The organism is Ruegeria sp. AM7 (assembly GCF_056535965.1).
In genome coordinates, this window is record NZ_JBQFJE010000003.1 from 3,255,001 (window position 1) to 3,281,697 (window position 26,697).

Annotated in this window: 19 protein-coding genes, 1 tRNA gene and 2 rRNA genes (1 of these 22 only partly in view); 12 read left to right on the plus strand and 10 right to left on the minus strand. The window is 54.3% G+C overall.

The window, feature by feature from the left end; all coding sequences use genetic code 11:
* The 8 genes from ACR3EG_RS20200 to ACR3EG_RS20235 all read left to right on the plus strand — a co-directional run.
* Positions 1–1,993: ribosomal RNA gene (locus ACR3EG_RS20200) — 23S ribosomal RNA — on the plus strand (it extends 867 nt beyond the left edge of the window).
* A 187-nt stretch (positions 1,994–2,180) separates the two neighbouring features.
* Positions 2,181–2,295, plus strand: a 5S ribosomal RNA gene (gene rrf, locus ACR3EG_RS20205).
* Between the two features lie 45 nt (positions 2,296–2,340).
* Positions 2,341–2,418: transfer RNA gene (locus ACR3EG_RS20210), tRNA-Met, on the plus strand.
* Positions 2,419–4,241: 1,823 nt separating this feature from the next.
* Positions 4,242–5,900 (plus strand): TadE/TadG family type IV pilus assembly protein, encoded by a 1,659-nt coding sequence (locus ACR3EG_RS20215; protein WP_480497988.1) that lies wholly within the window; start codon positions 4,242–4,244, stop codon positions 5,898–5,900.
* A 21-nt stretch (positions 5,901–5,921) separates the two neighbouring features.
* The gene (locus ACR3EG_RS20220) at positions 5,922–6,533 is read left to right on the plus strand and encodes a TadE/TadG family type IV pilus assembly protein (RefSeq protein WP_480497986.1); all 612 of its coding nucleotides are present in this window, start codon (positions 5,922–5,924) and stop codon (positions 6,531–6,533) included.
* Position 6,534: 1 nt separating this feature from the next.
* Positions 6,535–7,173, plus strand: a complete 639-nt coding sequence (locus ACR3EG_RS20225; RefSeq protein ID WP_480497984.1) for a TadE/TadG family type IV pilus assembly protein — start codon at positions 6,535–6,537, stop codon at positions 7,171–7,173.
* A gap of 843 nt (positions 7,174–8,016) precedes the next feature.
* Positions 8,017–8,688, plus strand: a complete 672-nt coding sequence (locus ACR3EG_RS20230) for a metallophosphoesterase family protein (protein ID WP_480497982.1) — start codon at positions 8,017–8,019, stop codon at positions 8,686–8,688.
* Between the two features lie 97 nt (positions 8,689–8,785).
* Positions 8,786–9,055: a spike base protein, RCAP_Rcc01079 family gene (locus ACR3EG_RS20235; RefSeq protein ID WP_480497980.1), complete on the plus strand. Its 270-nt coding sequence runs from the start codon at positions 8,786–8,788 to the stop codon at positions 9,053–9,055.
* Positions 9,056–9,128: 73 nt separating this feature from the next.
* On the opposite strand, the gene ACR3EG_RS20240 is transcribed toward ACR3EG_RS20235, so the two are convergent.
* Genes ACR3EG_RS20240 through ACR3EG_RS20250 form a run of 3 tightly spaced genes read right to left on the minus strand, consistent with a single transcriptional unit; the run spans position 9,129 to position 13,208 of the window.
* Positions 9,129–10,508: a polysaccharide biosynthesis/export family protein gene (locus ACR3EG_RS20240; RefSeq protein WP_480497979.1), complete on the minus strand. Its 1,380-nt coding sequence runs from the start codon at positions 10,506–10,508 to the stop codon at positions 9,129–9,131.
* A gap of 25 nt (positions 10,509–10,533) precedes the next feature.
* Positions 10,534–11,175 (minus strand): YjbF family lipoprotein, encoded by a 642-nt coding sequence (locus tag ACR3EG_RS20245; protein ID WP_480497977.1) that lies wholly within the window; start codon positions 11,173–11,175, stop codon positions 10,534–10,536.
* On the minus strand, positions 11,172–13,208 hold the full coding sequence (locus tag ACR3EG_RS20250) for a YjbH domain-containing protein (RefSeq protein ID WP_480497975.1): 2,037 nt from the start codon (positions 13,206–13,208) through the stop codon (positions 11,172–11,174). Before ACR3EG_RS20250 ends, ACR3EG_RS20245 begins: the two co-directional genes overlap by 4 nt.
* Before the next feature lie 380 nt (positions 13,209–13,588).
* Here ACR3EG_RS20250 and ACR3EG_RS20255 point away from each other — a divergent pair, with 380 nt between their 5' ends.
* Complete coding sequence (locus ACR3EG_RS20255) at positions 13,589–13,855, plus strand: hypothetical protein (RefSeq protein ID WP_480497973.1); 267 nt, start codon at positions 13,589–13,591, stop codon at positions 13,853–13,855.
* A 78-nt stretch (positions 13,856–13,933) separates the two neighbouring features.
* Here the strand turns inward: ACR3EG_RS20255 and ACR3EG_RS20260 are convergent, their stop codons facing one another.
* Both ACR3EG_RS20260 and ACR3EG_RS20265 read right to left on the minus strand, forming a co-directional pair.
* On the minus strand, positions 13,934–16,060 hold the full coding sequence (locus ACR3EG_RS20260) for a polysaccharide biosynthesis tyrosine autokinase (protein ID WP_480497972.1): 2,127 nt from the start codon (positions 16,058–16,060) through the stop codon (positions 13,934–13,936).
* 81 nt (positions 16,061–16,141) lie between these two features.
* Entirely contained in the window at positions 16,142–16,828 is a 687-nt protein-coding gene (locus ACR3EG_RS20265) for a sugar transferase (protein WP_480497970.1), read from the minus strand.
* A 455-nt stretch (positions 16,829–17,283) separates the two neighbouring features.
* On the opposite strand from ACR3EG_RS20265, the gene ACR3EG_RS20270 reads away from it, so the two are divergent.
* Both ACR3EG_RS20270 and ACR3EG_RS20275 read left to right on the plus strand, forming a co-directional pair.
* Positions 17,284–18,027: a hypothetical protein gene (locus tag ACR3EG_RS20270; protein ID WP_480497968.1), complete on the plus strand. Its 744-nt coding sequence runs from the start codon at positions 17,284–17,286 to the stop codon at positions 18,025–18,027.
* 254 nt (positions 18,028–18,281) lie between these two features.
* Complete coding sequence (locus tag ACR3EG_RS20275; RefSeq protein WP_480497966.1) at positions 18,282–19,280, plus strand: hypothetical protein; 999 nt, start codon at positions 18,282–18,284, stop codon at positions 19,278–19,280.
* Positions 19,281–19,325: 45 nt separating this feature from the next.
* Here ACR3EG_RS20275 and ACR3EG_RS20280 read toward each other — a convergent pair whose 3' ends face one another.
* Genes ACR3EG_RS20280 through ACR3EG_RS20300 form a run of 5 tightly spaced genes read right to left on the minus strand, consistent with a single transcriptional unit; the run spans position 19,326 to position 25,348 of the window.
* On the minus strand, positions 19,326–20,507 hold the full coding sequence (locus ACR3EG_RS20280) for a polysaccharide pyruvyl transferase family protein (protein WP_480497964.1): 1,182 nt from the start codon (positions 20,505–20,507) through the stop codon (positions 19,326–19,328).
* The gene (locus ACR3EG_RS20285; RefSeq protein WP_480497962.1) at positions 20,504–21,337 is read right to left on the minus strand and encodes a sulfotransferase family protein; all 834 of its coding nucleotides are present in this window, start codon (positions 21,335–21,337) and stop codon (positions 20,504–20,506) included. The genes ACR3EG_RS20280 and ACR3EG_RS20285 overlap by 4 nt, the downstream gene beginning before the upstream one ends.
* On the minus strand, positions 21,334–22,677 hold the full coding sequence (locus ACR3EG_RS20290; RefSeq protein ID WP_480497960.1) for a lipopolysaccharide biosynthesis protein: 1,344 nt from the start codon (positions 22,675–22,677) through the stop codon (positions 21,334–21,336). Before ACR3EG_RS20290 ends, ACR3EG_RS20285 begins: the two co-directional genes overlap by 4 nt.
* On the minus strand, positions 22,677–23,855 hold the full coding sequence (locus ACR3EG_RS20295; protein WP_480497958.1) for a glycosyltransferase: 1,179 nt from the start codon (positions 23,853–23,855) through the stop codon (positions 22,677–22,679). The genes ACR3EG_RS20290 and ACR3EG_RS20295 overlap by 1 nt, the downstream gene beginning before the upstream one ends.
* Before the next feature lie 59 nt (positions 23,856–23,914).
* Positions 23,915–25,348, minus strand: coding sequence for a mannose-1-phosphate guanylyltransferase/mannose-6-phosphate isomerase (locus ACR3EG_RS20300; protein ID WP_480497956.1), 1,434 nt, complete (start codon positions 25,346–25,348; stop codon positions 23,915–23,917).
* Between the two features lie 346 nt (positions 25,349–25,694).
* Here ACR3EG_RS20300 and ACR3EG_RS20305 point away from each other — a divergent pair, with 346 nt between their 5' ends.
* Positions 25,695–26,684, plus strand: a complete 990-nt coding sequence (locus ACR3EG_RS20305; RefSeq protein ID WP_170353890.1) for a BMP family protein — start codon at positions 25,695–25,697, stop codon at positions 26,682–26,684.
* The last annotated feature ends 13 nt before the right edge of the window (positions 26,685–26,697 follow it).

Here is a 26,697-nt window from a genome sequence, read left to right on the forward strand (position 1 = left end):
AATACCCCGGGGGGTAGAGCACTGGATGGGTAATGTACACAGGCTTACTGATCCTAACCAAACTCCGAATACCCGGGAGTACTAGATGGCAGACACACTGCGGATGCTAACGTCCGTAGTGGAGAGGGAAACAACCCTGACCTACGACTAAGGCCCCCAATTCATGGCTAAGTGGGAAAGCAGGTGGGACGACCAAAACAACCAGGAGGTTGGCTTAGAAGCAGCCATCCTTTAAAGATAGCGTAACAGCTCACTGGTCTAAATAAGTTGTCCTGCGGCGAAGATGTAACGGGGCTCAAGCCATGAGCCGAAGTCTAGGGATGCGTAAGCATCGGTAGCAGAGCGTAGTGTGACATAGCACTCATCCTGTATTATCGCCGGTCATTTGGCGCGAGCAATCGCGCTCAAGTAGCCGAATAGGCGGTAGCGCAGGATAGAGTGTTTTCGATGAAGCGGGCGCGTGAGCGATCCCGTGGAGAGATCACTAGTGAGAATGATGACATGAGTAGCGACAAAGAGTGTGAGAGACACTCGCCGAAAGTCCAAGGGTTCCTGCTTAAAGCTAATCTGAGCAGGGTAAGCCGGCCCCTAAGCCGAGGCCGAAAGGCGTAGGCGATGGGAATCAGGTTAATATTCCTGAGCCGTGGAGTGGTGACGGATCTCGAAGGTAGTTCATCCTTATTGGATTGAATGGGCTGCTAAGAGGTTCCTGGAAATAGCCCTCCTGTAAGACCGTACCCTAAACCGACACAGGTGGACTGGTAGAGCATACCAAGGCGCTTGAGAGAACGATGTTGAAGGAACTCGGCAAAATACCTCCGTAAGTTCGCGAGAAGGAGGCCCGGTTCCTAGGCAACTAGGGGCTGGGGGCACAAACCAGGGGGTGGCGACTGTTTATTAAAAACACAGGGCTCTGCGAAGTCGCAAGACGACGTATAGGGTCTGACGCCTGCCCGGTGCCTGAAGGTTAAAAGGAGAGGTGAGAGCCTTGAATTGAAGCCCAGGTAAACGGCGGCCGTAACTATAACGGTCCTAAGGTAGCGAAATTCCTTGTCGGGTAAGTTCCGACCTGCACGAATGGCGTAACGACTTCCCCGCTGTCTCCAACATCGACTCAGCGAAATTGAATTGCCTGTCAAGATGCAGGCTTCCCGCGGTTAGACGGAAAGACCCCGTGCACCTTTACTACAGCTTCGCACTGGCATCAGGATTGTGATGTGCAGGATAGGTGGTAGGCTTTGAAGCAGGAACGCAAGTCCCTGTGGAGCCTCCCTGAGATACCACCCTTCGCACTCTTGATGTCTAACCGCGGTCCGTTATCCGGATCCGGGACCCTGCGTGGCGGGTAGTTTGACTGGGGCGGTCGCCTCCTAAAGCGTAACGGAGGCGCGCGAAGGTTGGCTCAGAGCGGTCGGAAATCGCTCGTTGAGTGCAATGGCAGAAGCCAGCCTGACTGCAAGACTGACAAGTCGAGCAGAGTCGAAAGACGGCCATAGTGATCCGGTGGTCCCGAGTGGAAGGGCCATCGCTCAACGGATAAAAGGTACGCCGGGGATAACAGGCTGATACTGCCCAAGAGTCCATATCGACGGCAGTGTTTGGCACCTCGATGTCGGCTCATCTCATCCTGGGGCTGGAGCAGGTCCCAAGGGTACGGCTGTTCGCCGTTTAAAGAGGTACGTGAGCTGGGTTTAGAACGTCGTGAGACAGTTCGGTCCCTATCTGCCGTGGGTGTAGGAGACTTGAGAGGAGTTGCCCCTAGTACGAGAGGACCGGGGTGAACGATCCACTGGTGGACCAGTTGTCGTGCCAACGGCAGTGCTGGGTAGCTATGATCGGACAGGATAACCGCTGAAGGCATCTAAGCGGGAAGCCCCCCTCAAAACAAGGTCTCCCTGAGGGCCGTGGAAGACCACCACGTCAATAGGCCGGAGATGTAAGCGCAGTAATGCGTTCAGTTGACCGGTACTAATCGCCCGATAGGCTTGATTTGATCCAGTAATGGAAAGACAAATCAAAAACATACACCTCAGTAAACATGGATGACTTCGTCGCTTCAAACGACGATGTTGATTGACATAACAACCGTGCAGGAATGCGCATCCGCTTCGCGAATACGCTGCCTCCTGCATAGTCGCTTTCTTGCACAGCAAGAAAGTCGACCGAGGGCTTTTCCTCGGTTTGGTGGTCATAGCGCAAGTGAAACACCCGGTCCCATCCCGAACCCGGAAGTTAAGCACTGCCGCGCCAATGGTACTTGGGCTTAAGCCCCGGGAGAGTAGGTCACCGCCAAACCTAGAAAAAGCCCATATCTCTCTAAACGATGAAAAGAACATCTGGCGCGGGGTGGAGCAGTCCGGTAGCTCGTCAGGCTCATAACCTGAAGGTCAGAGGTTCAAATCCTCTCCCCCGCAACCAAAATCCAAGTAGCCCGTTCGATCTACAAACAGTCCACTGGACTGTTTGCTTAACGATCAAACCTCGTCAGGCTAATAACCTGAAGGTCAGAGGTTCAAATCCTACTCCCCCAACCAATCTTTAAACAGCCCGTTCACACTACAAACAGTCCACTGGACTGCTGGCTTAACGAGCAAACCTCGTCAGGATCATAACCTGAAGGTCAGAGGTTCAAATCCTACTCCCCCAACCAATACTTCCAGTCAGATATCAAGCACTTAGCGCCCCAAGGGGCGCGCTTTCTGCGTTTAGGTGCCAACACCCGGTGCTACAACGGTGCTACGCAAGAGCGCAAACTACGGCTACGTATTACCAACGAAACCGGGGCTGATTCTTTCTCATAACGAAAACCAATGCGCCCTCACCGTCAGTGCTGTCAGCACCGTCAGCCAAGTGAAATGGCATTGCCACTACACGTAATCATCGGGATTTTTCCCTACCCGGGGTATACCCGACACCGCGTATTCCCCGGGTAGGGGAATATCATCCCATAAGCCGATAGCTCGAATGTCTGCGGTGAGCCCATTCCACCTTTTGCTACGGTTCAGACCTGTGCATTAGTCGACGGTCTATTCGCCGGAGCTCATGAACTTCCTTGTCTGCATCGCAAAGTGGAGGGTCAAGAACCCTCCCAAACCAAAAACCCCGAGCTCCCAGAATATATTTCCACCGAGATTTCGTACAATAATAGAGGCAATTGCTGTCCCAAGAACTAAGACAACTACTACAATAACAAGCCTTTAGAACCCGCTGATGACCCAAAGATAGACATTCTTCGTATGCCGCAGCGCCGTTGCTAACAATGCTGAAATTTGAAAGTACACACGGTCTCCTTAACTGACTAGGACTTGGGTTCTGGCAATTGGTGGGCTTGGTTCAATGTGAATCTGTTTGGCTCTGAAGTCTAGATGTGGAGGATTGGAACGAACGGCAGCAAAGTCCGCATAGCGGACAAAGGCGCTGTGCAAAACATCCGAAGGAATAGAACAAAGTTAAAAGCGCCCGACTGTTCAGGTCGAGCGCTTGAGCATTCGTTGCGGCGTGAATTCTTACCGGTTGGTTAATTCAATCACCCGCATGCCTGCTTTGCCTTTGCGCTGACCTTCGCCTTTGCGCTGACCTTCGCTTTCGTATTCGTGGAGGGGGGTGTTACAAGACCCCCCTCTAGCGCGGCATGCCCTGCCGCTGGGTTGCTTGGCGATGTTGGGGAAAAGAATGCGGGGGCTCACGCCCCCTTATCGATGTGATATCCGGTTAGGATCAGCAACCGGAATCCTGCCGTAACGACTCAGTGTTAGAGGTCTCAGAATCGATTAATCACTGAGTGCCAAACGATGAACTCCCAGTTAGCTGGAAACAATAAGTGAATAACTTGTTTGTGGTTCACAATTCATGTTCAAAAGTGATCGTCGTCGGCGCTGAACGATGTGTCGCTGAAAGCGTGGGACACCAGGTTTCCGTGCCCCTAATCGACTAAGCCAAACAATTAGGTTGGGTATTTCGTAAAGGTGACGCGAGCACAGAAGCATTGTAAGTTAATGAAATCAAATAAATAAATTTGAAACGCATACCGTTACGATAGCATTCGAGAGTACTCGTCTCACCGGATACGACGAAGCCTCCGATTCACACGTGTGACCGCGGCAAAAGATATTCGATTGAAAGAATGTGTCCAAAAATTGACAAAATTCGTTCATTCCCAGTTCATTTTAAGTTCATTTTGGTGTAAGTTACTAACTGCTTTTTCAAATTGTTCGCGGTTCCACCAGTTATGAGTTGTTCAGATGGGTACAGATTTTGAAGATTTGACCGAAGGAAAATCGGTCTTCCTTTCGATAAAGCGAAGCCAGCAATCTAGCGATGACGCACGTGGACTGATGGCCCGTTTCCGTAGCGAGTCCGACGGTGCGGTTCTGGTTTTGGTTGCCATGATGATCATCCCGATGCTTGCCTTTATTGGTTTTGCGCTGGAGCTTGCATTGACCGAGAATGTTCGGGTCAAACTGCAGAATACGACGGATGCGGCCAGCCTCGCTTCGGCGGACCTTGAACAGGTTTTGGATCCTGAAGTTCTGGTCGAAGATTTTTTTGAAAAAGCAGGGCTTGCTGCCAACCTGAAGAATGTCTCGATAGTCAACACACCAACTGAACGGACGGTGAGAATTACTGCGGGCGAAGAAGTTCCGGCTTATCTAACACAAGTTGTGGGTTGGGAATCATGGGATGTACCCGTTGTTGGTGCTGCAACAGAGTCGCGCCAGGATCTGGAAATTGCAGTCGCCCTGGACAATTCCGGTTCGATGTCATGGGCACCAGGTGCTACCAGCGGGCCAGCTGCCACGCCGTCCCGGATGGATTTGTTGATTCCAGCAGCCCAAGCATTCGTAGACGCTGTCCAGCCCCGCCCGGGTCAGCCAGGTAACACAACAATTTCACTCGTTCCATTTGCAACCCAGGTTTCCGTCGGTGAAGCATTGCTTAGCAACTTCACGGTCAGTTCCGAGCATTCCACTTCGAACTGCGTGACTTTCAGCAACGCTTCCGACTACCAAACGACAGCCATCCCTACGGATACAACCCTGTCCAGAACAGCGCACCATGACGCCCGAGGGCTTGGTAGCGATGTCACTCAGTTTGGCGCAGTTTGTCCAACTGACTCTACTGTACGAGACATTGTTCCATGGGCGGAGGATCCCGAAGTTCTTAAGGCGCGTATCCGAGCGATGCAGCCTTACGGCTTCACTTCGATTGAAATGGCGACGAAATGGGGTGCAGCCATGCTGGATCCGTCGTTGAGACCGGTTTTGTCATCCTTGTCAGGAACTGCCGGGTTTGAATATTTGGCCGCTCCGGCTGCACGAAACGTTCCTGATGACTTCACCAGCGCCAATACGGTAAAATATCTGATCGTGATGTCAGATGGTGAGAATACGCAGAGCTACGACATCAAATCTCCGTTTCGCAGTGGCAATTCGCCGGTATTCAACGTGCCGGGAACAAACAGGTACGCCTATTTCAGGAATCGTCGCGGGCCATTTGATTACTATCACGTCCCGGGTAACTTCTGGAGCACGTCGCCAGGCGGAGGAGCCGTCCGTTTGACTTGGCCAGAGGTCTGGGCAGCCATGCCAGTACGTCGATTTGTAATCGATATACTTGCGCCAGCGGATACCCGGCGATCGGCCAACAACCACTATAACCGGATCGTCGCATCAACTCTGAACACGACGAAGAACCCTCGTACCTCTGCGATCTGTCAGGCGGCCAAGGACAGTGGTATCACTATCTTTACCATCGGCATGGACACCTATGCGCAGGGCGATGCCACTCTTTTGGACTGTGCCTCGTCCCCCGCCTTTTTCTATGACGTGAATAGCCTTGATATCGCCTCGGCCTTTGAGTCGATCGCGCGGCAGATCAACCGCTTGCGATTGACACAGTAACGAGGGCGGAGGGTTTTGATCATGACTACCATTCGTAACGACAAAAATATGGCCGTACCGCAACAACCGGAATCCAATGCGAACGGCGGCTTTGTGACCAGACTTCGAAATTGGCGAAAGAACGAAGCGGGCGCCGTGCTTGTCGAATATGCGTTCTGCTTACCGCTGCTTTTGTTGATCTGCTATATGACGCTTGAGTTCAGCTTTCTTAAGATGCGCCAGATCTCACTGGATCGTGTGACGGACCAGACTTTTCGCGAGCTACGCCTCGGATTGATTCCTGATCCGGATCACGAAAAGGTCAAAGATGCTATGTGTGCCAAACCCCTGGCGCGGTTCATCCTTTGGAATTGTTCGGACAACTTGTTGCTGCAGGTGCGCGAGGTAGAAAGATCGGTGTGGAACTTGGATCTGGGTCAAACCAATTGCCTCGATACGACACCAGAAGACGGCTATATGCCGCCAATTGATTTCAGTACTGGAATCGAGAACCAGTTGATGGTGGCGCGGGCCTGCCTGATTCAGGGTTCATTGTTTCCCCCGATCAACGCGCTGCGATCTCTGCCGCGGTATGACGAGTTCGGGAATTTCGCCCTTGTGTCCAAATCAGCCTTTGTGAACGAGCCTTTCTGACATGTTTAACCAGTTGAACAGTTACGCCCGCGCCGTGTCTGGCGCTGTTGCCCGCTTTAAAGCAAATACAAGCGGTGCTGCGCTTGTCGAGATGGGAATGGTGTTACCGTTTCTGATCTTTTTGACGGCCGGAGGTATCGTTGTGCAGGATGCGATACGGGTTACGTATCTACAATCTAAGGCAGCCTATACCGTATCTGACATGGTCAGCCGGGAAGACAATTTCATCGATTCAAGTTATTTCGACGGTATGGACAGCATTTACAGGTTTCTGACAAACAACAGCTATCCAACCGAACTAAGGATGTCGACGGTCGAGTGTACGGCTGATTGCGCGGATCAGGCGCAGCGTGTTTTGGAATTCTGTTGGTCCGAGTCGACCGACGGGCTGACGGATCTTACTAATGCGCAGATGATCTTCTACGCGGACCGGATCCCGCTTTTTGCTGAGGGTGACACGTTACTCATGACCGAGGCGTTTCTGGACTATACCCCTTGGTTTGGCGATTTGATTATCTCAGCCCAAACCTTTGATTCGATTGCCTTCACTCGCCCGCGTTTGGCACCGCAAATTAAATTCGATACGGGCGCCATAGATACGGACGGTAACCAGATCATCCGGGATTGTTTTAACAACTAATTCAAAGCCCGGATGCCACCGACGACTGTATCTCGGCCGTTCGGCGTAAACGACGTCATGTAGTAATTTCCAAGGCCGCTAAAATTTTCAGTGAAATAAATATAAATCTTTGATTTAAAACACATTTTCAACACATGCCGTGCACCTCTATGGTCCTGCTGCCGACTAGCTCTGAACCCGTGTTTCATCGGGTTGGAGAAAAGGGATGTGGAGCTGCCGAGCGAAACTACGGGTGGAAGGTCACAAAACCAACCGGTGCCGTGCCGGTCTGGTCATGTGTCTTGCTTGGGTTGGCTTGCTGTGTCTGCCGACGGTCAGTTTGGCGGAAACGTTTAACTCCTTCATAGTTGGTAATGATCGGGGTGGATATTTACACGATCGCATTGTCGAGCTGGAGAATCTTCAAAGACATGGGGTTCAGATCGAAATTCGCGGGCGTGTCTGTTTTTCGACCTGTACAATGTTTCTGGGCTTGACCGGTACGTGCGTTGAACCACGCACGGTTTTCGGGTTCCATGGTCCTTCACGTGGGGGGCGCCGGTTGTCGAAAGAGGATTTTGACTACTTTAGCCAAGTCATGGCGGCATATTACCCCGAACCTTTGCGATCATGGTTTATGGAGACTGGACGCAACAGAATTCATGGCGTGCACAAGATCAAAGGTGCCGAGCTGATACGCATGGGTGTGCCGCGCTGCCGACCGGCCTAACACTGGACGGCTTGTAGCGGTTGGGTCGCCGCGATACTACTATGCCCAATCTTCACCTCTTTGGTTTGTGCGGCCCATTGCAAACTCTGACATCCCTGATTGGACGTTTCAGGCGCGCTGAATTTGCGATCCCAATGCCGGCCGAACCGATCTGCGTCATCGGTGATGTCCACGGATGTATATCGCAGTTAGAGCACCTTCTGGCGAAAGTTCCAGACGATCACCGCCTGGTTATGGTCGGTGACAATATCGACCGCGGCGAGCATAGCGCCGAGGTGCTAAAGCTGCTCAGCGCGCGTACCGACATTACGTGCTTGATGGGCAATCACGAAGAGATGTTGTTGAGGTTCCTGCAGGACCCTAAACGCCATGGTCACCGCTGGCTTAGGTACGGCGGATTGCAGACTTTGGCCTCGTTCGGCGTATCAGGCGTTCGACCGGAAATGAGCGGAGACGACCTGCAGGACTGCCGTGACCGGTTGCAGTTTGCCATGGGACAGCCCCTTTGTTCCTGGCTGGCCGCCCTGCATAATCGGTTCTTGACTGGGACTGTACTGGTCACACACGCCGGTGCCGATCCGAACCGTGCGCTTGATGAACAGTCTGACAAAGCATTGATTTGGGGCCATCCTGATTTCGATAAAAAGGACAGACGGGACGGGATGTGGGTGGTTCATGGGCACACGATCGTTCCAAAAGCGAAGGCAGAACGCGGGCGTATCGCGATAGATACCGGGGCTTTCGCAACAGGCCGGCTGAGCGCGGTATGCCTGGATGGGACCGCGCCAAGATTCCTGGAAAGCTGACCGCGTGACCTAGTGGGCAACGGGCGCACTGCTTTGAGCTCGTTAACGGCCTGTTCTTAGGGTCTCGCAAACTGACAAACACAGCGAGATCTGATCCATGACAACGAATCCTTTTAACAACCGTGCCTCCAGCCTGGCCGGTCCTGCCCGTGATATTGCACCCGTAATACCCTCCGACAGCGCCGATCTGGCGGCCGTGGCAATTGGCTTGTATGTCGAAACCGGCGGTACTGTGGTTGTAACGACGGTACAGGGCGAAAACCGTACTGTGAAAATGGTCGACTTTTCGATCCTGCCTGTGGGCGTATCCAAGGTTCACGCGACCGGAACCACCGCATCGGGTATTCACGCGATGCTGCTGGGATAAGCGGCGGTTCGAACGCGCCCAAAGGCGTCGATAAACGAGCCGAGCCCTGCCGATGGGCTCGGCTGCAAAATCCCTAATTTGACGCTGCAACAATCGGGGTCGTGATCAGCGATGGAGTGATCTGGCTGATTGTTCTGCTCCACCGTGTAACCGGGTTTTCGGCGATAAAAATAACGTCGTTGTTTCGAAGCTCGAACTGGGCAGCCAGAGTCAGATGCGCCGCATTGCGCGTATCGAGATGCCAGGCGGTGACAGCACCAAATTCGCGCACATCCTGAGAAGCGCGCAGCACGTAAACCTCGGATGCGTCGCCGGTTTCCTTGGCGACCCCGCCGCCAGTGTCAAACAGCGCATCGGCCAGAGTTGCGCGATGATTGAACGGCAGGGCATAACGCCCCTGAGTACGTACTTCTCCACTCAGGTAAACATAGTCGCGATCCACGGCGTCCAGCTCGACGGATTGGATAAAGCTGTCGCGCCTTTCGTTCAACTCGTCCCGGCGTAGGTCGACGGCGGTGGACAGTTCTTGCAACGATGTGCGTCGTCCCTCCAGAACCGTTTCGCGCAGTTGAATTTGTTGTGCGAAATACCGTTCGGCGCGATCCAGATCGTAGTCCGTGTCAACAAAGACCGAGTCATCCGCGATCAAGTTCAGGTTCTGTAGATCGGTACGAGCGTAAAGGTCCTCTAGCGGGATCTGGTACATCCGCCCATCCCGGTAGACCCGTACCGAGCTGTTGTCGATATCACTGACCGAGACCGAACCAGCGGCGGCCAGCGCCTCGCCCAGAGTCAATGGATTAAGCGTGATCGGCTGGACACCGGGTTTTCCGACCGCACCGCCAACCGACACGCGGCGCGAGGTGAACTCGGCGATTTCCAGACTGAATGTCGGGTCGATCTGGTTTTCGACCAGCCTTTGGAAAACAACAGCTTCTGCGTCGTCCACGGTCAGGCCCAGCAGACGCACCCGCCCGACATCTGGGATGTTGATCGAGCCGTCATCTTGCACGGTGTATCCGTTGCGGCTGTTCTGCGCCGCCAGAAGGCCGGACAACTCGCCTGCGCTGCCCTGTGTCGAAGGGGTGGACAGCACCAGTACATCACCGATTCCGATCGTATAGGCGCCGGGGTTGACCTGCGGTGGAGGATCCAGCCGCAACCCTGCGCGCGAACCGTCCTGAGTTGATGGCGCATCCGGCAGAGGCCCGATCCCGCGTTGGCTGGTGCCCGCGCCAGACCCGGCCGAAGCCTGAAAGACCGACGGCAGTGTCTTGGGCGCATAGGTCGAGCGGTTCGCGACCAGGACGGTTTCCGGCGTTAACGGTACGACGCGCACGCTGCCACTGTCCGAAACGCCGGCCGTTACCGAAGGGCTGCGGTAGATCGTTGAACATCCTGCCGTCAGACCGATCACGGTCAGCACGCTTAGAAAAAAGTGTATCTTGGGCATGATGTGTCCTTTGCTATTGAAAGTCTTACGTGTCATCGGGCACCAGTTTGATGAACATGTTGCCCAGAAAAATGCCGGTCCATTGCAAGGATTGAACGACCCGTTGCGCGCTGTTTTGAACCCAGTAGGTGTTGGTGAACGTATCCTCGATCCCAAAACAATTTTCCTGCAGCTTCGTCGTGGCCACGGGGTTGCCGCGCAGCAGAACAGTTTCGGGGCCTAGATTGGCAATCTGGCAAACATAGGCGTGCAGTTCGATTTCATCATTTCCGTTGAGAAAACTGTGGAACCGCTTTGCCTGCCCTTCTTGGCCTTCAAGGATCAGCGCCGCGCTTTGGCGCACGTCAGCGCTGGACATGCCGCTCCCAAAACCCTTTGCCGAAGTCAGCATGCCGTGGTCTAAGGTGATAGCCGCCCCATCTGCCGTCAGCCAGGATTGCACCCCGTCCCGCTCGGTCTCAAGCAGCATCACACCCGCCAGATCTCGTGATGGAAATCCAACTTCAAGCCGGGGCGGAATCGGGCGGAGAGACGCCAGGGTGTTGGCACGCGGATGAAACCGTGGCGCGTTGGGTTGTAGCGCGCCTTTGAGCAGATCGAAATCTTCTTGCGCCTCACCGCAAGAGACCAGCAAGAGGCCAAGAATGAAGAAGTGCCGTATTTTCATCGCCAGAACCTCCCCCATCCGCGGGACAAACGCTGCGCGCGGGCCTCGCGGGTGACACCGTACAGACGGTTACGAACATTCAGCCGCGCACCGCCATCACGCAGCACAGGGCGGATCGTCTGGGCGATCTTGTTTCGCGACGGACGTCCAGTCAGCCAACTGACGGGAACTTCCAGACGGATACCTTTGTCGAAAGACCCTTCGCCGAACTCACTGAACCCAACAGTTGTCAAAGTGAAAAAGGCCCCAACCTTGAAGCCATTGGTGAACTCGCGATCCAGTGCAAACGTCGCGCCGTAGTCACCTGCCAGATATCGCCCGACATCGACCTGTGCATGGTATTCGCCCGGCAGGTCATAATAGGCCGAGACATGTCCGGTGGCGACGCTGTAATCCTGAAAGCCGAACAGCACATCAAAGTCGCGCTGGGTCACGTAATTCGCTTCGACCCCTAGGGCGAGGCGGCTTTTCACAGGGTACCACAGCAGTTCCGTCGACACGCCGCCGAACATGGTCTCGAGATACCCCATCGTCGCCCTAGCAAAGAAGTTCTGGGCTGGACGCCACATGTACTCAGCCGTCATGTGTTCGATGCGGGTATCGGATTCGCGCGCATAGATTGCCCAATCCGATCGCACCCTGGGCAGCGTCGAGTCCGATACACGCGTGCTGTCATCCAGTGTTCCAATGATCGGTTGACGCAGTTCAGTCGACAGCGTGAATCCGGGTGATAGGGTATAATCCAGTCCAAGTGCCGCGCCGACTTCGTAGCGCAGCGGCTCATCGGGATCAAAGAACGAAAAGTTCAGGTATGGACCGAACCGGTAGGAGAAATGGGGAAACGCATCTGTCAGAACGCCCCCCTGTACCAACGGGATCGTATCTGAGACCTGAGACCGGGCAAAACTGCGCCATGCGTTGTCGGGGTCGTTCTCAAGCTCATAAAGATCGCTACGATTCACGCTAACCGCGCTAAGTGGTACTCCATTGGACATCAGCGCAATGTCGAAATGCTGGGTTTGAGGCGGTTGCTCATTTGCTAGAACACGGGCGGCGCGTCCCAAGGCCTGAGCAGCCTGCCCGTAAGTGGCGTTCTCGACCCCGACACGAACGGTGTTGGGGGTCTCTGACAGGTATACAAGGCGCAAGCCCTCCTGACCGAGCGCAGTCTGCAGCCGGGTTCGGATGTCGCCCTGCTTGGCTTTGTCAGCGACCTGGCTTGGGGGCAACAGCGGCGGCGGGGACGCGCCTTGGCCCCCCGGGGTCACGGATTTACGGGGGTCAATAAAATAGCTGTAGGTCAGCCCAAATGTGGTGCCATATAAAACCGACGCCGTCAGTTGTGTTCCATTTCGAAACCGATATTGCGCACCAAGATTGATCGGAGTTTTAACGGTAAACCCGGTACGGTCATGTTCTTCGGTGTAAAGGTCAGGAGAATACTCGGCCATCAAAGTCAGGCGCTTATTAAAAGCCCAGCTTGCACCGCCGAACAGGGCGGCATCGCCTTGAAACCAGTTTCCAGTGTCCAACTGTCCCGTGCTACCAATGCCGCCGCTTTCCCGAGGGGGTCGTGTGTCCAGCCTGTCAGAAAACACCCCCAATGGGTTCGAGAAAGCGCCCCGTCCGGCCAAACGACCCCACCCAATGCCACCGGTCAGTTTGAAGCGGTCCCGGAGTGTTTTGGTGGCAATAAAATACTCGGCTGCGTAAATTCCGGTACCGCCGAAATCGCGCAGACCTACGACGACGGCTGGCCCGTTTTTCGTTTCTTCCCGAAGCCGGAAATGGATGTCAAAGCTGCGGTCGTAAAATGTGGAAGACCCATCAATGTTGAAGTCATCCAGAACGGAATATCGAAAACTTCCGTGGATCCATGGCAAAAGCTGGAATGTCATTGTACCGCGCCCGGTTTTTCGGAATCCGGCGGCGGTAAAAACCAATGCCCCATCGTCAAACATTTCAGCGGTTGGAATCTCGATCAGGCCCGGTGTGCCATAGGTCGAGACACTCTGCGCGTGCGCGCTCGTCATCATGAATACACAGATTAACGCCAGGATTACTCGTTGCCTGAAAGAGACCGCTCGTTGTATCACGTTTGCTTTTCGCTTGTAGATTGGCCTTTGGTTAAAGGATTTTAAATGCCACGTCTTGTGTAAACGCAGTCAAACGTTATGCACGTATAGCGTGTTGTTTTTTTGCAAAAGAAACAAGCTGCCGCTCAGATATTACGCATCCAAATTTGTTTCAAAGCGAAAGGTGTTGATGACTTTCGAGTCTTAACGAAATTGAAATAATTATCTGAAAATTAATATTTTTATGCAAGAGATACGAATGTAGTTTCGTCTAAACTATTCTTGCCGTTCCGGTCACGTCATGAAATCGGAGCAGCACTATCTTTAGGAGATTGACGATGATCAGAGCGTTCTTTTTTGTTTTCGCAATTTCAACCACAGGGGTTTTCGCGCAAGAGGGATCTGAGGCCTCAACAACTGCCCAAAACGGAGGCGCTGTCGCGGGCGGCGCAGCAGAGGCTGCGGCAGCAGCAGGTGTCACCGGGTTTGTTCCGCTTGTTGCGCCAGCGCTTGGCGTGGTTGCCGCAGCCGCTGGATTGGCCGCTGCAGGCGGTGGGGGCGGATCGACCAACAGCACTACAAGCACAGTGAGCACTACGAATTAAAGGCGTGGCCTTTATTTGGTGGTACAGTGATTGGTGATTGTCTTAGGTTCGGCGATGTTTTGGCGTGAAAAGCCGAGCTCAGTTGCTGTAGTATGCGTTGCCATATCCACCATAAGAGTAGCCATAGTGTTTTGCTTTACGGGTGTTGATCTGGCCCAGAACAATGCCGGAAATGCGTTGGTTGTCCGTATGGAACAGGCGCAATGTTTCCTGCACGTCCTGTTCGGTTGTCGTGTTCCACTTGACCGTCAAAAGAACAGCATCTGCATTTCGTGCAATCAGTCGCGCGTCTGATACCAATAAAGTTGGCGGTGTATCGATCAGTATAATGTCGTAGACCGCGCGCATGCCGTCCAGAAATTGACGGAACCGTTCCGAGGCAAAAAGATCTGCAGCATTTGCCGAAGTTTTCTCGCCAGCAAGGATGTCACAACCAACGAGAGGGTCTTGAAAGATCGCTTGCTGTGCGGTCAAGATTCCCGAAAGAACCGAAACTATGCCGGCTTTGGGTGCGCCTTTTAATTGTGCGGTCATGGTCTGCCGCCGTATGTCTCCCTCGACCAGAAGCACTTTCTTACCGATCCCGACAAGGTTCTGAGCCAACGCCAGCGCGTTGGTTGTCTTGCCTTCGCTCGGCAACGAGGACGTCATGACGACAACCTGAGGCGGGCGATCTACATTTGACAGCATAAGCGAGGTACGAAGGTTTCGAACCGCTTCGGCGGTCGCGGACGAAGGTTTAGCGGCCAGATATTCCAGCACTTTACGCCGACCACGTGCGGGAAAAACGGGGATTTGACCCAAAACACTATAGCCAGTCTGACGCTCGACCTCCTGCGCTGACCGATAACCCGCACGCCGGGCTTCGTTCAGCAGAACGAGGGTAATCCCCAGCATTGCGCCCAAGACTGCCGACAGGATCAGTATCAGGGGTTTCTGTGGTTTGGACGGATCGCTTGGGATCACACCGCGAGATAATTGTCGGCTGTCGGCCTTCTGAATACCCTCTTGCGCCGAAGTCTCTTTCAAGCGAGCAAGGAAGTATTCGTACAACAACCGAACTGCCTCGGCTTCGCGTGTCAGTTGTTGCAGAGAGATCAGGTCGGCGCTGCGTTGCGCGATCTGCGCGCTCAAGTCCTCAGACGACCGAGCCAATGCCTCCACCTGATGCGCAGCTCGGTTAATGTCACGCTCAGTTCGGGTCATCAGGCGCTGAAACGCCGTGTCAAACGCCTGTGTACCAGAATTTTCAATTTGAGCGTAAAGCTGCGCCAGCTGAGGGTCCTGAGCAGCCTGGACGCGGGCGGTCCGGTCCGGAGCGTCCATCAAGGCATCATACCGAGCCTGCGCCGCAGCGCGCGTCATCTCGGCGTTTATCCGGCGTTCACGAAGATCTTTCAGTTGAACTTTCTGTAGCTGCAGGGCTTCGGGCGAGATCAAAGATGTTTCAGAGCTAAAGGCGTTTACTTTCGCCTCGGCCGTTTCCAGATCGACCTGCAGCTCGGCCAAACGATCGGTCAACCATCCAGTGGCTTGTTCGGTCGCTTGAAACTTCACGTCGATTTGGTTCAGGACGTAAAGTTCGACGATCGTATCCGCGATCTGCGCTGACTTTTGCGCTGTTTTTGTTTCGACAGTGACCTCGAAGACCAGAGTTTGCGGAACATTCCGGATGGCAGTTGCCCGAAGCAGGGCCGAGATCACGTCGTCCCGCATGACATGTTTTGCCAGTTCGTCCGAAAATGGTGGCGATGCTGGGCCATCGTTTGTCGATGGCATCAATAGCAACTTCAACCGATCAAACACGGCCTTTGGCTGAAGCTGAGCGTTGAACTCTGGGTCGGCGACAAGGTTCAGATGGTCGACCACTGTTCCCATCAGCCCGCGAGATTTAAGGACTTCAAGCTCGGAATTGACCTCGACAGTTTCGCTGCCAAGCCCCCCAACGACGCTTTGCAGATCAACAACGCTGGTTTGATCCGTCTCTAACATCACAACCGCTGTGGACCTGTATACAGGGACGGCCATGACAAAAGCGTAGAACGCACCCACCAGAATTGCCGCAATTGTGACGAGAAAAACTGACCACTTGCCACGCCACAGGGTTTGAGCCAGTGCGTTGAAGTCGGTCACGCCGCTATCGAGGCGTTCTTCCACGGTGCCGCTAGCGGGGAACGGTATTTTGTGGATCGGAGTTTGCTTCATTTCGGGCGTTTTGCTCTGTTGGTGCACGTATAAGGTGTGTGAGCCTTCTTCGTATGACCTTTCAGGGAAAGAAGAAAGCTACTAGCGCCCTGTCCCGAAAACCACCGCCGAAGCGGTGAGAGAAAGTATTTTCAAGTCGGTCGCAAAGCTGCGGTGCGCAAGGTAAACCACGTCCATTTTGACCCGTTCGTCATAACTAAGATCATTCCGGCCAGAGACTTGCCACAGGCCAGTGATACCCGGTTTCTGAGCCAGATAAGACGATGCCGCACTGCCGTATTTTATCAACTCGGCAGCCACCACAGGGCGGGGACCGACGAAACTCATCTCGCCCTTCAAGACGTTCAGGATTTGTGGAAGCTCGTCCAAGCTGGTCTTCCGCAGGATATGACCAAGCCGGTTTATCCTTGGGTCGTTGGTCAGTTTACGGTCGCGATCCCATTCGTCAGCGGCTTCTGGGTTCGCCTTGAGTAAGGCGCGAAGGTGGCCTTCCGCGTTGACGACCATCGTCCGAATCTTCCAACATGTGAATAGCTTAGAGTTATGTCCGACGCGTGTATGGCCAAAGAAGCCGGGTCCACCGTCAAGGCGGACAAGGCACCAAAGGACAGCGATAACAGGCGCAACGAAAGGCAGAAGTACCAGGGCTAATGCGATGTCGAACGCGCGTTTCCCAAAGACGGTGTACAGACCCTGCGCGACCACGTGCGAGTCATGCTGATCAATGGGATCGCCTTGTATTGGCGCTAGGGACGAAAAATCCAACATTTTTTTCTGTCCTGATCCTTGGACGAATACCCCTCGATAAAAAGGGTGCGATAAGTCAGGATTTGCGCAAACACCTATTAATAGATGGTTAACAGCATGAATAAACTTTAAGTAGTTTTTGCCAAATCTGGCGTTCGTCGCTCAGCACACAGGCATGGGTCAAAATTAGGAAATCAGGCAGGTACAAGTTTGCAACTTATAGTGGCGTGGCCTCAAGTTGTTTAAGTGCCGTGCGGTGACATAAGCCAAAGTCAACAAAGTTCATAAACCATCTTGGCGATGACGCGTTGAGGTCACGGGAACACATGGACTGTTCCGGTTGTGACGTCTGCCACCATGAAATCTGAAACGGAGACCAGGAAAATGCCTCAGGCGCTTGACTATGACGGGGCGTGTTCGCTTTGTCCGAAACGGATGTCGAAATTCAATGCCGTGCCTTGCACAGGATTCGCAACATGATGGATATCAGTTTTTCGATCCCTTCGCTGGCGACCCGCAACAAACCCGTTGGAATTGGGTCTTTAAAGCCCCTTTTGTGGCGCGACCCCTCTGACAGATCGTCCCTGTTTCAGGACGCGGCGGGTACGGTTCCCGTTACGTCTTCTGGCGATCCGGTGCTTCGGATGAACAACAAAGGTGCATTGGGGGGTTATTTTCTGGCACCCAGCCCGGCGGCGGCACCGATATATGCCACCGACGGAACTCACCATTGGCTGGAAAGTGACGGCGTGGATGATGTTTTGCAGTTTCAGGGAACGGTTCCGTTCTCGGTCTCTGTATTCGAAGCCGTCGCATTTCGGACGATCAGCATCCAGCGATCTTTCGCGCATATTGTCAGCAACAAGGGCAGCGCGCGGCAGCCACTTATCTCGACACCGCAATCCCAACCGAACCGGGTGACAGTTGCCTTTGGCAGCTCTCCGATCAACGTTAACACCTCGGCATCGCTTATTGGTGTGGATGTCGTTGTCACCGGGGCGAATGATCCCGCGACGCGGGTTGCAAACGTGAATGGTATCGTCGTTTCGGGCAGCGGCGCCGCCCTGACAGATTCAAGCGCGGCCCCATATCAGGTTTATGGCCCAAATGCCGCGAATATTAGGGATTATGGCGGCGTCCATATGAATCGGGTTCCCAATGAAGATGAGTTGGCCTTGGTTCGGGCGTTCTATGCGGCACAATCTGGTGGGGTCGCATAATCGATCGTGCGTTAACACAGAATACGCTTTAATTATCTGGCACACAGAGGCGGCGGACCATCAGCACCGCCACCTCGGTTTCTGATTGTGCCTGAACAAGCGCCCCCGATTTGAAGTAAGCCGCGATGGAAAAACTCCGCTCGCAATTCTCGTCAAATCAGGCTAGAAAACCCTGGGTAGAATATACCAAACCAGATTCAACTATTTGAGCATTCCGAATACTGCGACACGCGGAACGAGGACCGACGCACATAATGGTCGATGTTTTTGTTGATCGTCGAGACAGCGACAAAAGCACCTATATCGCACTTGGCGCAGTTGTTCTTTTTCTGCTGTTCCAATTTGCATTTCAATCTGTGGTATTCACCTTTGAACGGCGGCCGGATGAAGTAAAAGCAGTTGCCCGCTTCATTGAAATCCTCCTGCCTGGCGAACATGGTTCCAGTCCGGTTCCGGCTGCTGAAATCTGGATGCGTCTGGTTCTGTTCACGTTCAACATATTGGTGACCTTGACGCTTGTTTACACAGGGCTGGTGAACAGAAAGACAGCTGTGCTGGCCGCAATTTGGCCTTTGTCGATCTTTCTATTCTCGAAGATTTACTGGGAGTTTTTCTACTTCCCGTTCTGCCTTATACGTCCGGACTTGTCCGCCCGAAAAGAAGGCATTGTGATGGGACTTCTGGCCGTACTGTTATACACGACCGGAGAGGCCAATCTGGGCGTTCTTCTGACGTTCCGAGCCGCTTTGTTTCTGCAACGCTCGGGTTTTGAGAAATCGGTTCCGCTTGGGATTGTCGGTCTGGCTGTTTTTCTGGACGCCGCAATGAAAACGGGCGCCGCTTACGCGTTTCCATGGATAGGAGGTCTGATCCAACGATTTGACTGGACCAGAAGCGTCGCCAATCCCGATTATACACCGTTTGAAAGCCTGTCAGTTTTCTTCGCAAGCTTCCATTTTTTCAGCCTGCACACCGGAGCCTATTGGATAGACGCGCTATTTTCTGTGATTGTCGTCGTATATTTGTATTGCTCGGCCGAGTTCCGTACCAACCTCAGACAGCATCTGTGGTTGGTTTTGTGTTTTTTCTCGGTGTATTTTTTCTATACGCACGTGACCTATGCGTTCCAGAATGCGCGCTATTTCTTCTTTTTCATTCCGGTTCTGGCAACACTGATCCCGACCAGACTGTTTCCTGGTTTGGCTTTGTTGGGTTTCTTTCACGTCCTCTGCCGAAGTATGGAGTTTCTCTGACCCAGGCGCGGGTGCGTCCAGCAATCGAGTGAACTCGTGGTCCGGTCAGGGCTTGGACAAGCTCTCCAAAAGCAATTGCGCCCCTGATTGGACCAGCGGAATTTGCGTTTCAATGGCGGCTGGTTTTTTCGCCCGTTTCAAGGCAACGGCATGCTCTGTAATAGTCTGTGCCTTATCGTCAAAGTTCAAAAGATTACCGCTTTCTCCGACGCGGGCGAAATACCCGTCAAGCTTGGCATCCCAGCGAAACCCGATAGCGGGAGTCGCGACCGCATGTGCGGTGATGCATGCGTGCAAACGGTGAGACACGACCGTATCCATGGCCTTTATGGCGGCGACAAGCTCTCGCGGTTTTTGTGGTCGCGGCATCCGGAACAGATTTTGCTTGGATGAAAGGGACGTCCACAGTTGGTCCAGCATCTCTTCATCTTCGCCCGCCCCGTTTGTGAACAGCGTGACGGGTTCTCGTCGGGTTTGGAACTCCGTCAGGATCGACTGGTACTGAGATAGGGACTGTCGGAAGCCAAGCGCGCCTTGATCGGTATGGGTTTTGATGGCCGCCGGGTGTGCGACACCCAATCCGATGGTTCCCGCAACATCGGCTGGCGGTGGAGGCAAGTCCAAACTGCCCGCGATGAGTGCCGGATCAGGAACAACGTGAATCTCGGGTGTGTTCAACCCTAGTGTTTCGAAGTGCTGACGAAGATTGTCCGCCGATCCCTGATCGCGAACGGACACAAAGCACAATTTGGTCGAGCTCAATAGATCGGCGAAAACCGCAAGACCGCGGGGTGACCAGGTTTTTGCGACGCCAACGGAATGTAGGGCGATGGGCAGGTTGCGCTGCTCTGCTTCGTGCACGACACGGGATATCTTGAGGGGGAAATTCAGGTTGGCGTCGCTCAGCAACTGACCTCCGCCAATCACGACGGCCGTGGCGTCGCCAAAGCGATCAGGGATCAAGGGTTCAAGCCGTTTGCGGATTTGTCGCCTGACAAGTCGGGTCGCAAGGTGTTGAGAGATGCCTTGGGGCAACCGGTTTAGCAGGGACAACAGCAAGGTCCGGGCACCCTTTGGTGGTTTGGTAAACGTCTGACGCCCCGCCAGGTCCAACCAACAGATATCAAGACTTTCGTTTTGGCGACGCAACTCAGTTGTCAGACAATCGGCGATCAAACCGTCCCCGAGATTGGGGCTATGCATGACTGCGGCCAAAACGATCTTCATCCCGTTCCCTTTGATACCAAAATGTTTGCCAACAGCGCCTGATCCGGTCCGAACCGGTTTTGCAGGTCTTCCAGAGTCTGCGCCTTGGGCGCGGCAGGGTTTGATCCGGCATCAGAGGCGAACAGGATCTTCGAAACCAGCGAATTGCTTTTGACCCTGGACACGACGCCGGGCAACCCAAGACGGCGGACCACCCAACCGCTATTGCGCAATAGGCCGACAAGCATCGGACTTCGTGCGGCCTGTGCTTCGAGGATCCGGTCGTCATAGGGCAGGGTGTCCACGAAACGAACGCCCAATGCCTCGCTCATGGCGCGACCAAACCCATGTGGATCTGATCTGAGTTGCCCAAAATCCAGAACATGCACGCGATCTTTCCCAAGGTGGCGCATGGCGTTTTGAACGTGCTTGCCGAACAACGAGTGTTCGATGATCTGCGGTTGCTGGTGTAAGGCGTCTTCGAAACTAGCCGTCGTCCGGCCAATTTTTCGCAGGTATTTCCAATGAGAGACGCTGCGCGAAACCGGGTCGCGTACCGTCACCAGAAACCGGCTGTCCTGTGGCAGATCCTGCGCAATCCTTTGCAATGCCACCTCGGAATAAAGATAATCGTGGCAAATCTCACCGATGCGTATGGCGTTGGTTTCGTCGGGAAATTGACGTCGGTACCAGTCCGGACCTTTGTCGTAAAAGCGGTCGAAATAGAAAATCTCTTTCGCGGTGGCCAGAGCGACATCGGGATGCTGGTTCAAAATATGCCAAATCCAGGTCGAGCCGCATTTGTCGCCCCCCAGATACAAAAAGTTCACGGGGCTTTTTTGATCGCTCATGCCCGTGGCTCCTTTGCTAGGAAGGAGAGGTTTACCAGCCCGGAAGAGATCCCTGTTTTCCGGAAAATATAAATATAGGCAGCACAGTTCAGCGCAATCAGGTTCAGGCTGATGCAAAACGCAGCGCCCATGGTGCCCCAGGCCGAAACGGAAAAGGGCAAGGCCGCCAAGGACAGACCGGTTGTGACGGACAGCATGAGAAAGTGCATCCGCTCATGTCCCGACATCTCCATGATCTGGGTTGTCGGTCCTGAAAAGGCGCTGACAAGATAGCCAAAGCTGATCACGATCAGCTCGGGGTGAACCACTGCGTATCCGGGGCCAAACAGCTCTAATATGTGGTCGCCCCACAGAACGAATATCAGAAAGCTGGCTAAAGTGGGCAGGCCCAGCATCAGGCTGATCCGGCGACAGGTGGTTTCCGCACCATTGTGGTCGTTCCTGCCAAACTGGGCCGCCAGCAAGGGGGCTGCGACGATGTTGATCGCCATCAGGAACAGTTCAAGCACCATGGCCGTGCGCAGGGCGGCAAAAACGGCACCGACCATAGCGGCAGGAAGCAGCCCGCCAAGGATGACAATCGCCACGTTGCGCCCAGCCGCGTTGACAACCGAGTTTCCCCACATCCCCCAAGAGGCTGACAGCCATTTGCGTTTCTCACTGAAATCGGCAGGCCCGCGCAGCAATCGCAACGGGTTCGTCAGGGGGAGCAGAAAGGACTGCGCCAATGTCAGCACGATCAAAAGGCCCGACATGATCAACACTGTGGTCACTGCATTCAAACCAGGCAACCATCCGGATACCGCCAGAGCGGCTACCGAGATCACGATCAGGCGGAACAGGATATCCCTTGGAACAAGTGCGATCCAGACCGAACCCGCAGCCCTTTGTGGATTGGGCTGAAACTCGGCCAGAGCCAGCGCAACCGTCAATAGGGCCGCAGACCACAATAAACCCTGCTGGTTTGCAAAGGACGGCAGGGTGTATGCCATCAAAGCCAAGCCCAAGGCCGCTATGATCGAACCGCTTAGGACAATGGAATAGCTGAACCGCAAAACGCCCCGGGCTTTGGCGTCCTTTTGTTCGTGCAGATAGAACGAAGCAAAGCGCAGAATGACACTGCGTTGCCCGATTGACCCGACAATCGCCAATATAGTCGCCAATGAAAACGCAAAGCTGAACTGTCCAAATCCCACGTCCCCAAGGCAGCGTGACAAGGCGACGAACATCAGAAATGAAAGCCCCGCCGCTCCGGATTTTATAGACAGGGCGGCCAGGCTTCTAAGGGCAAACCTTCTGCCCGAGGTCTTTGTGCCCGTGTTAGTGTCGCTTTGTAGCATTATGCGCGGCGCAGGTCCGGGGCGGTCAGGTGCAGTTCTTGCCTCACCAGATCCGCGATATTAGCCTTGAAGACCCGTTGATCGAACCGGGCCGCATGCGCGCGTATTTTCGAAGGTGCATTGGTTAGCGCCACGTCGCCCTCAAGCGCATCAATCGCGGCATTCAACGCTGTCACTGTCTGGTCGTGAAAATGCACTCCTGAAACACCCGGCAGCACTGTATCCAATGCTCCGCCGCGCCCATAGGCCACCACTGGGCGCCCCGAGGCCATCACCTCGACCGGGATGATCCCGAAGTCTTCTTCGCCGGGGAAGACCAGAGCTTTGCAGGTTGCAAATTGGCGTTTCAGCTCCGCAAAGGGCAAACGCCCAAGAAACGTGATGTTGTCTTTGGCTTTTTTCGTCAGCTCTTCGCGCAGTTCGCCATCGCCGACGACAACCAATTTACGCCCCGAAGCGTTAAAGGCATCAATGGCCAGATCGGCCCGTTTATAAGACACCATTTCACCCGCCAGCAAATAGTGATCGCCGACGTCGTCCGAGATACTGAAGTCATCGATTTCGACGGGCGGGAAAATGACATCTGCTTCGCGCCTGTAATACTTGTTTATGCGCTGGGCGACGAAGCCCGAATTTGCCATGAAACGGTCCACCCGTGCGGCGCTGGTGACATCCCATATCCGCAGCTTGTGCGCCACGAACGGCATTGCCAGACGGGCGAAGCGACCGGCAGAGTCGCGATAGATGTGATAATGGTCCCAGATATAGCGCATGGGCGAATGGCAGTAGCACAGATGCACCGCGTCGGGTCGGGGGATGATACCTTTGGCCGGGCCACTTTCGCTGGACAGGATCACGTCGAACTCGGTCATATCCATAAGCTCAAGCGCCATTGGCATCAGGGGCAGGTATTTCTGATAGTGCTTTCGTGCGCCGGGCAGCTTCGAGATAAAGGTTTCCCGAACCTCGTGCCGTCTGATCCTGTCACTGACCTGAGCGGGGTCGTAGACATGGGTGATTATGACCGCGTTCGGAAACAGCTCCAGAAGGCTTTCGACAACTTTTTCGCCTCCGCGCATGCCCAAAAGCCAATAGTGAACAATTGCCACCCGAAGCCCCGCCAAATCGGCCGAATTCCCCTCGGGCTGCTCGGTTGGAAGCGCTTTAAAATCTGTCATTCAAAAAACCTGTGAAACTGACAGCGCTTCAATACTGCGCTGCCGTCAAGTTGATGCGATCAGTCCCGCGCATAAACGTCTTCGTATCGAATGATGTCATCTTCGCCGACATAGGCCCCGGTCTGAACTTCGATCAGTACCATGGGCACTTTGCCCGGATTCTCCATCCGGTGGACCGAGCCGAGCGGTACGTAAACGCTCTGGTTCTCGGTCACCAGTTTGACTTCGTCGTCGATTGTCACTTTTGCGGTGCCTTCGACCACGATCCAATGCTCAGACCGGTGGACATGGCTTTGCAGCGACAATGACGCGCCGGGATGGACCAGTATCCGCTTGACCTGAAAGCGGTCACCCACAACCAGGCTCTCAAACCACCCCCAAGGCCGATGGTCCTTGGGGAATTGGGTGGCTTGCGCCGACTCCTTGGCCTTAAGCGCGGAAACGGCTTTCTTGACATCCTGCGCTCGGGACTTGTCTGCCACCAGCACCGCATCATTCATCGCGACGGCCATAATATTGTTCAACCCGATCCCCACGACCTCAAGCCTGTCGCTGTCCGACCGTAGCAGGGTGTCGTGACAGTCGATGGCGGTGGCATCTCCGGTGGTCACGACTCCGTCGGCATCTGGCCCGCTTTCGCGCCATACCGCGTCCCAGCCGCCCAGATCCGACCAGGCTGCATCAAACGGAACCACGGCTAGGTTGCCCGCCTTTTCCATGACTGCATAGTCGATCGAGATATCCTCGGCCTTCGACCATGGTTCAGCTGCAAGACGCAGAAAGCCCAGGTCAGGTTTAGCGACGTCCAGCGCTTTTTGCACAGGTTCCAGCAGCGTTGGCGCATGTTTTTCGAAAGCTGCAATGATATCGGTCGCGCGGAACAGAAAGATACCGGCGTTCCATTTGAAATTTCCAGCCGCCAACATCTGAGCCGCCCGCTCGGCATCGGGCTTTTCCACGAATTGCTTCAAAGGAACAGCGGCGCCGTCGGTGCCGGGTTGTTCAGCCAGTTCCAGATATCCATAAGCCGTTTCCGCATGTGTCGGCGTTATGCCAAATGTCACCAGTTTCCCCTGCGCCACCGCATCCAGACCCTGTGCCACAGCAGCGTGAAATGCTGCGACATCAGGAACGACGTGGTCAGACGGTGCAACCAACAGCACTGCGTCTTTGTCTTCAGCATGCGCATGAAGGGCGGCAGCCAGAACGGCTGGGGCGGTGTTGCGGCCCTCGGGCTCGATCAGGATGGCTCCGGGGTCGATGCCAACGGCCTGCAATTGCTCGGTCACGATAAAGCGAAAGTCCGAGTTGGTCAGAACCATTGGTGCGGTGCATTGCAGCTGATCGTTGTCAGCGGACAATCGCAGCGCCGAGCTTTGAAACAGGGTATTGTCCCCGATCAGCGACACGAATTGTTTTGGATAGCTTTTGCGGGAAAGCGGCCACAAGCGGGTTCCAGAGCCTCCGCACAAAAGAACGGGAGTAATCTGCATGATGGTTTCACTCAATCAAACCTAGGTTGTCTTTGGTCCTAGAGAATGGCCTTTCCTTTGACAAGCTAAGGGGCATGTTTGCGATGTAGAATTCTCTTTTTTGATTGAGTTCGTACATTTTTGACTCACCCCCTATCCAAAAGGTGAAGCTCATGTGCCCAAGACTGCCCTATTGCCGTTTGGAAGGTACTAAGCGTTTGTTTCTAAACGCCGAAAAGAGTTTGCGGGTGGTGATTAAAAAATGATCGCCAGAGTCAAAAAACCGTGCAACCAACCCGCTACGCCAGATGAACAATTTGACTGAACAGTAAAAAAATGCTCGCATCCCAAAAAACAGGAGAGTGTCATGGCTGATCATAAATTATCGCGAAGGTTATTGCTTGCCGCCGTTGCGGCGGCGTCCACTTTGTACTCTGCCGGTCTGGCGGCGGCTGAGACGGTCAAGGTGGCCGCAATCTACACTCTGCCGGTGGAACAACAGTGGATCAGCCGCATCCACAAAGCGCTGAACGCTGCCGCCGAGCGCGGCGATATCGAATACGTATTCTCGGAGAACGTGGCCAACACGGATTACGAGCGGGTGATGCGCGAATATGCTGAACAGGGCTCGCAACTGATCGTGGGCGAGGTGTTTGGTCTGGAACGTGCGGCGCGCAAAGTGGCCAAGGATTATCCTGACACGGCATTCCTGATGGGATCGTCCTTCGGTCCTGTGGGGCCGAATTTCTCGGTCTTTGACAATTGGATTCACGAACCATCCTATCTGACAGGCATGGTCGCCGGTGCCGCGACTGAATCAAACGTGATCGGTATGGTCGGCGGTTACGCCATCCCCGAGGTGAACCGCCTGATGAACGCCTTCATGGACGGCGCACGCGAGGTGAACCCGGATGTCAAATTCCTCGTGACCTTTATCGACAGCTGGTACGACCCGCCTAAAGCCAAGGAAAGCGCGATCGCCATGATGGATGCAGGTGCGGACATCATGTATGCCGAACGTTTTGGTGTATCGGATGCAGCGGTTGAGCGCGGCGTCAAGGCCGTTGGCAACGTCATCGACACGTCGGGCGACTATCCGGGTACGATCATGGCATCGGCCTTGTGGCATATGGAACCGACAATCGACAAAGCCATCGCCAACGTTTCCAGCGGCACGTTCGAGGCGTCGGATTACGGCCAGTACAGCTTTATGGGCTACGGCGGTGGCTCGATGGTTCTGGACGAGGAACTGGTGCCTGCTGATGTTGTCGAAGCGGTCAATGCCCGTCAGGCGGAAATCCTTGATGGTCTGTTCCGCGTGAATGTGAATGACGATCGCCCGGTCTCGGACCAGTGATCCTTTACGGGCC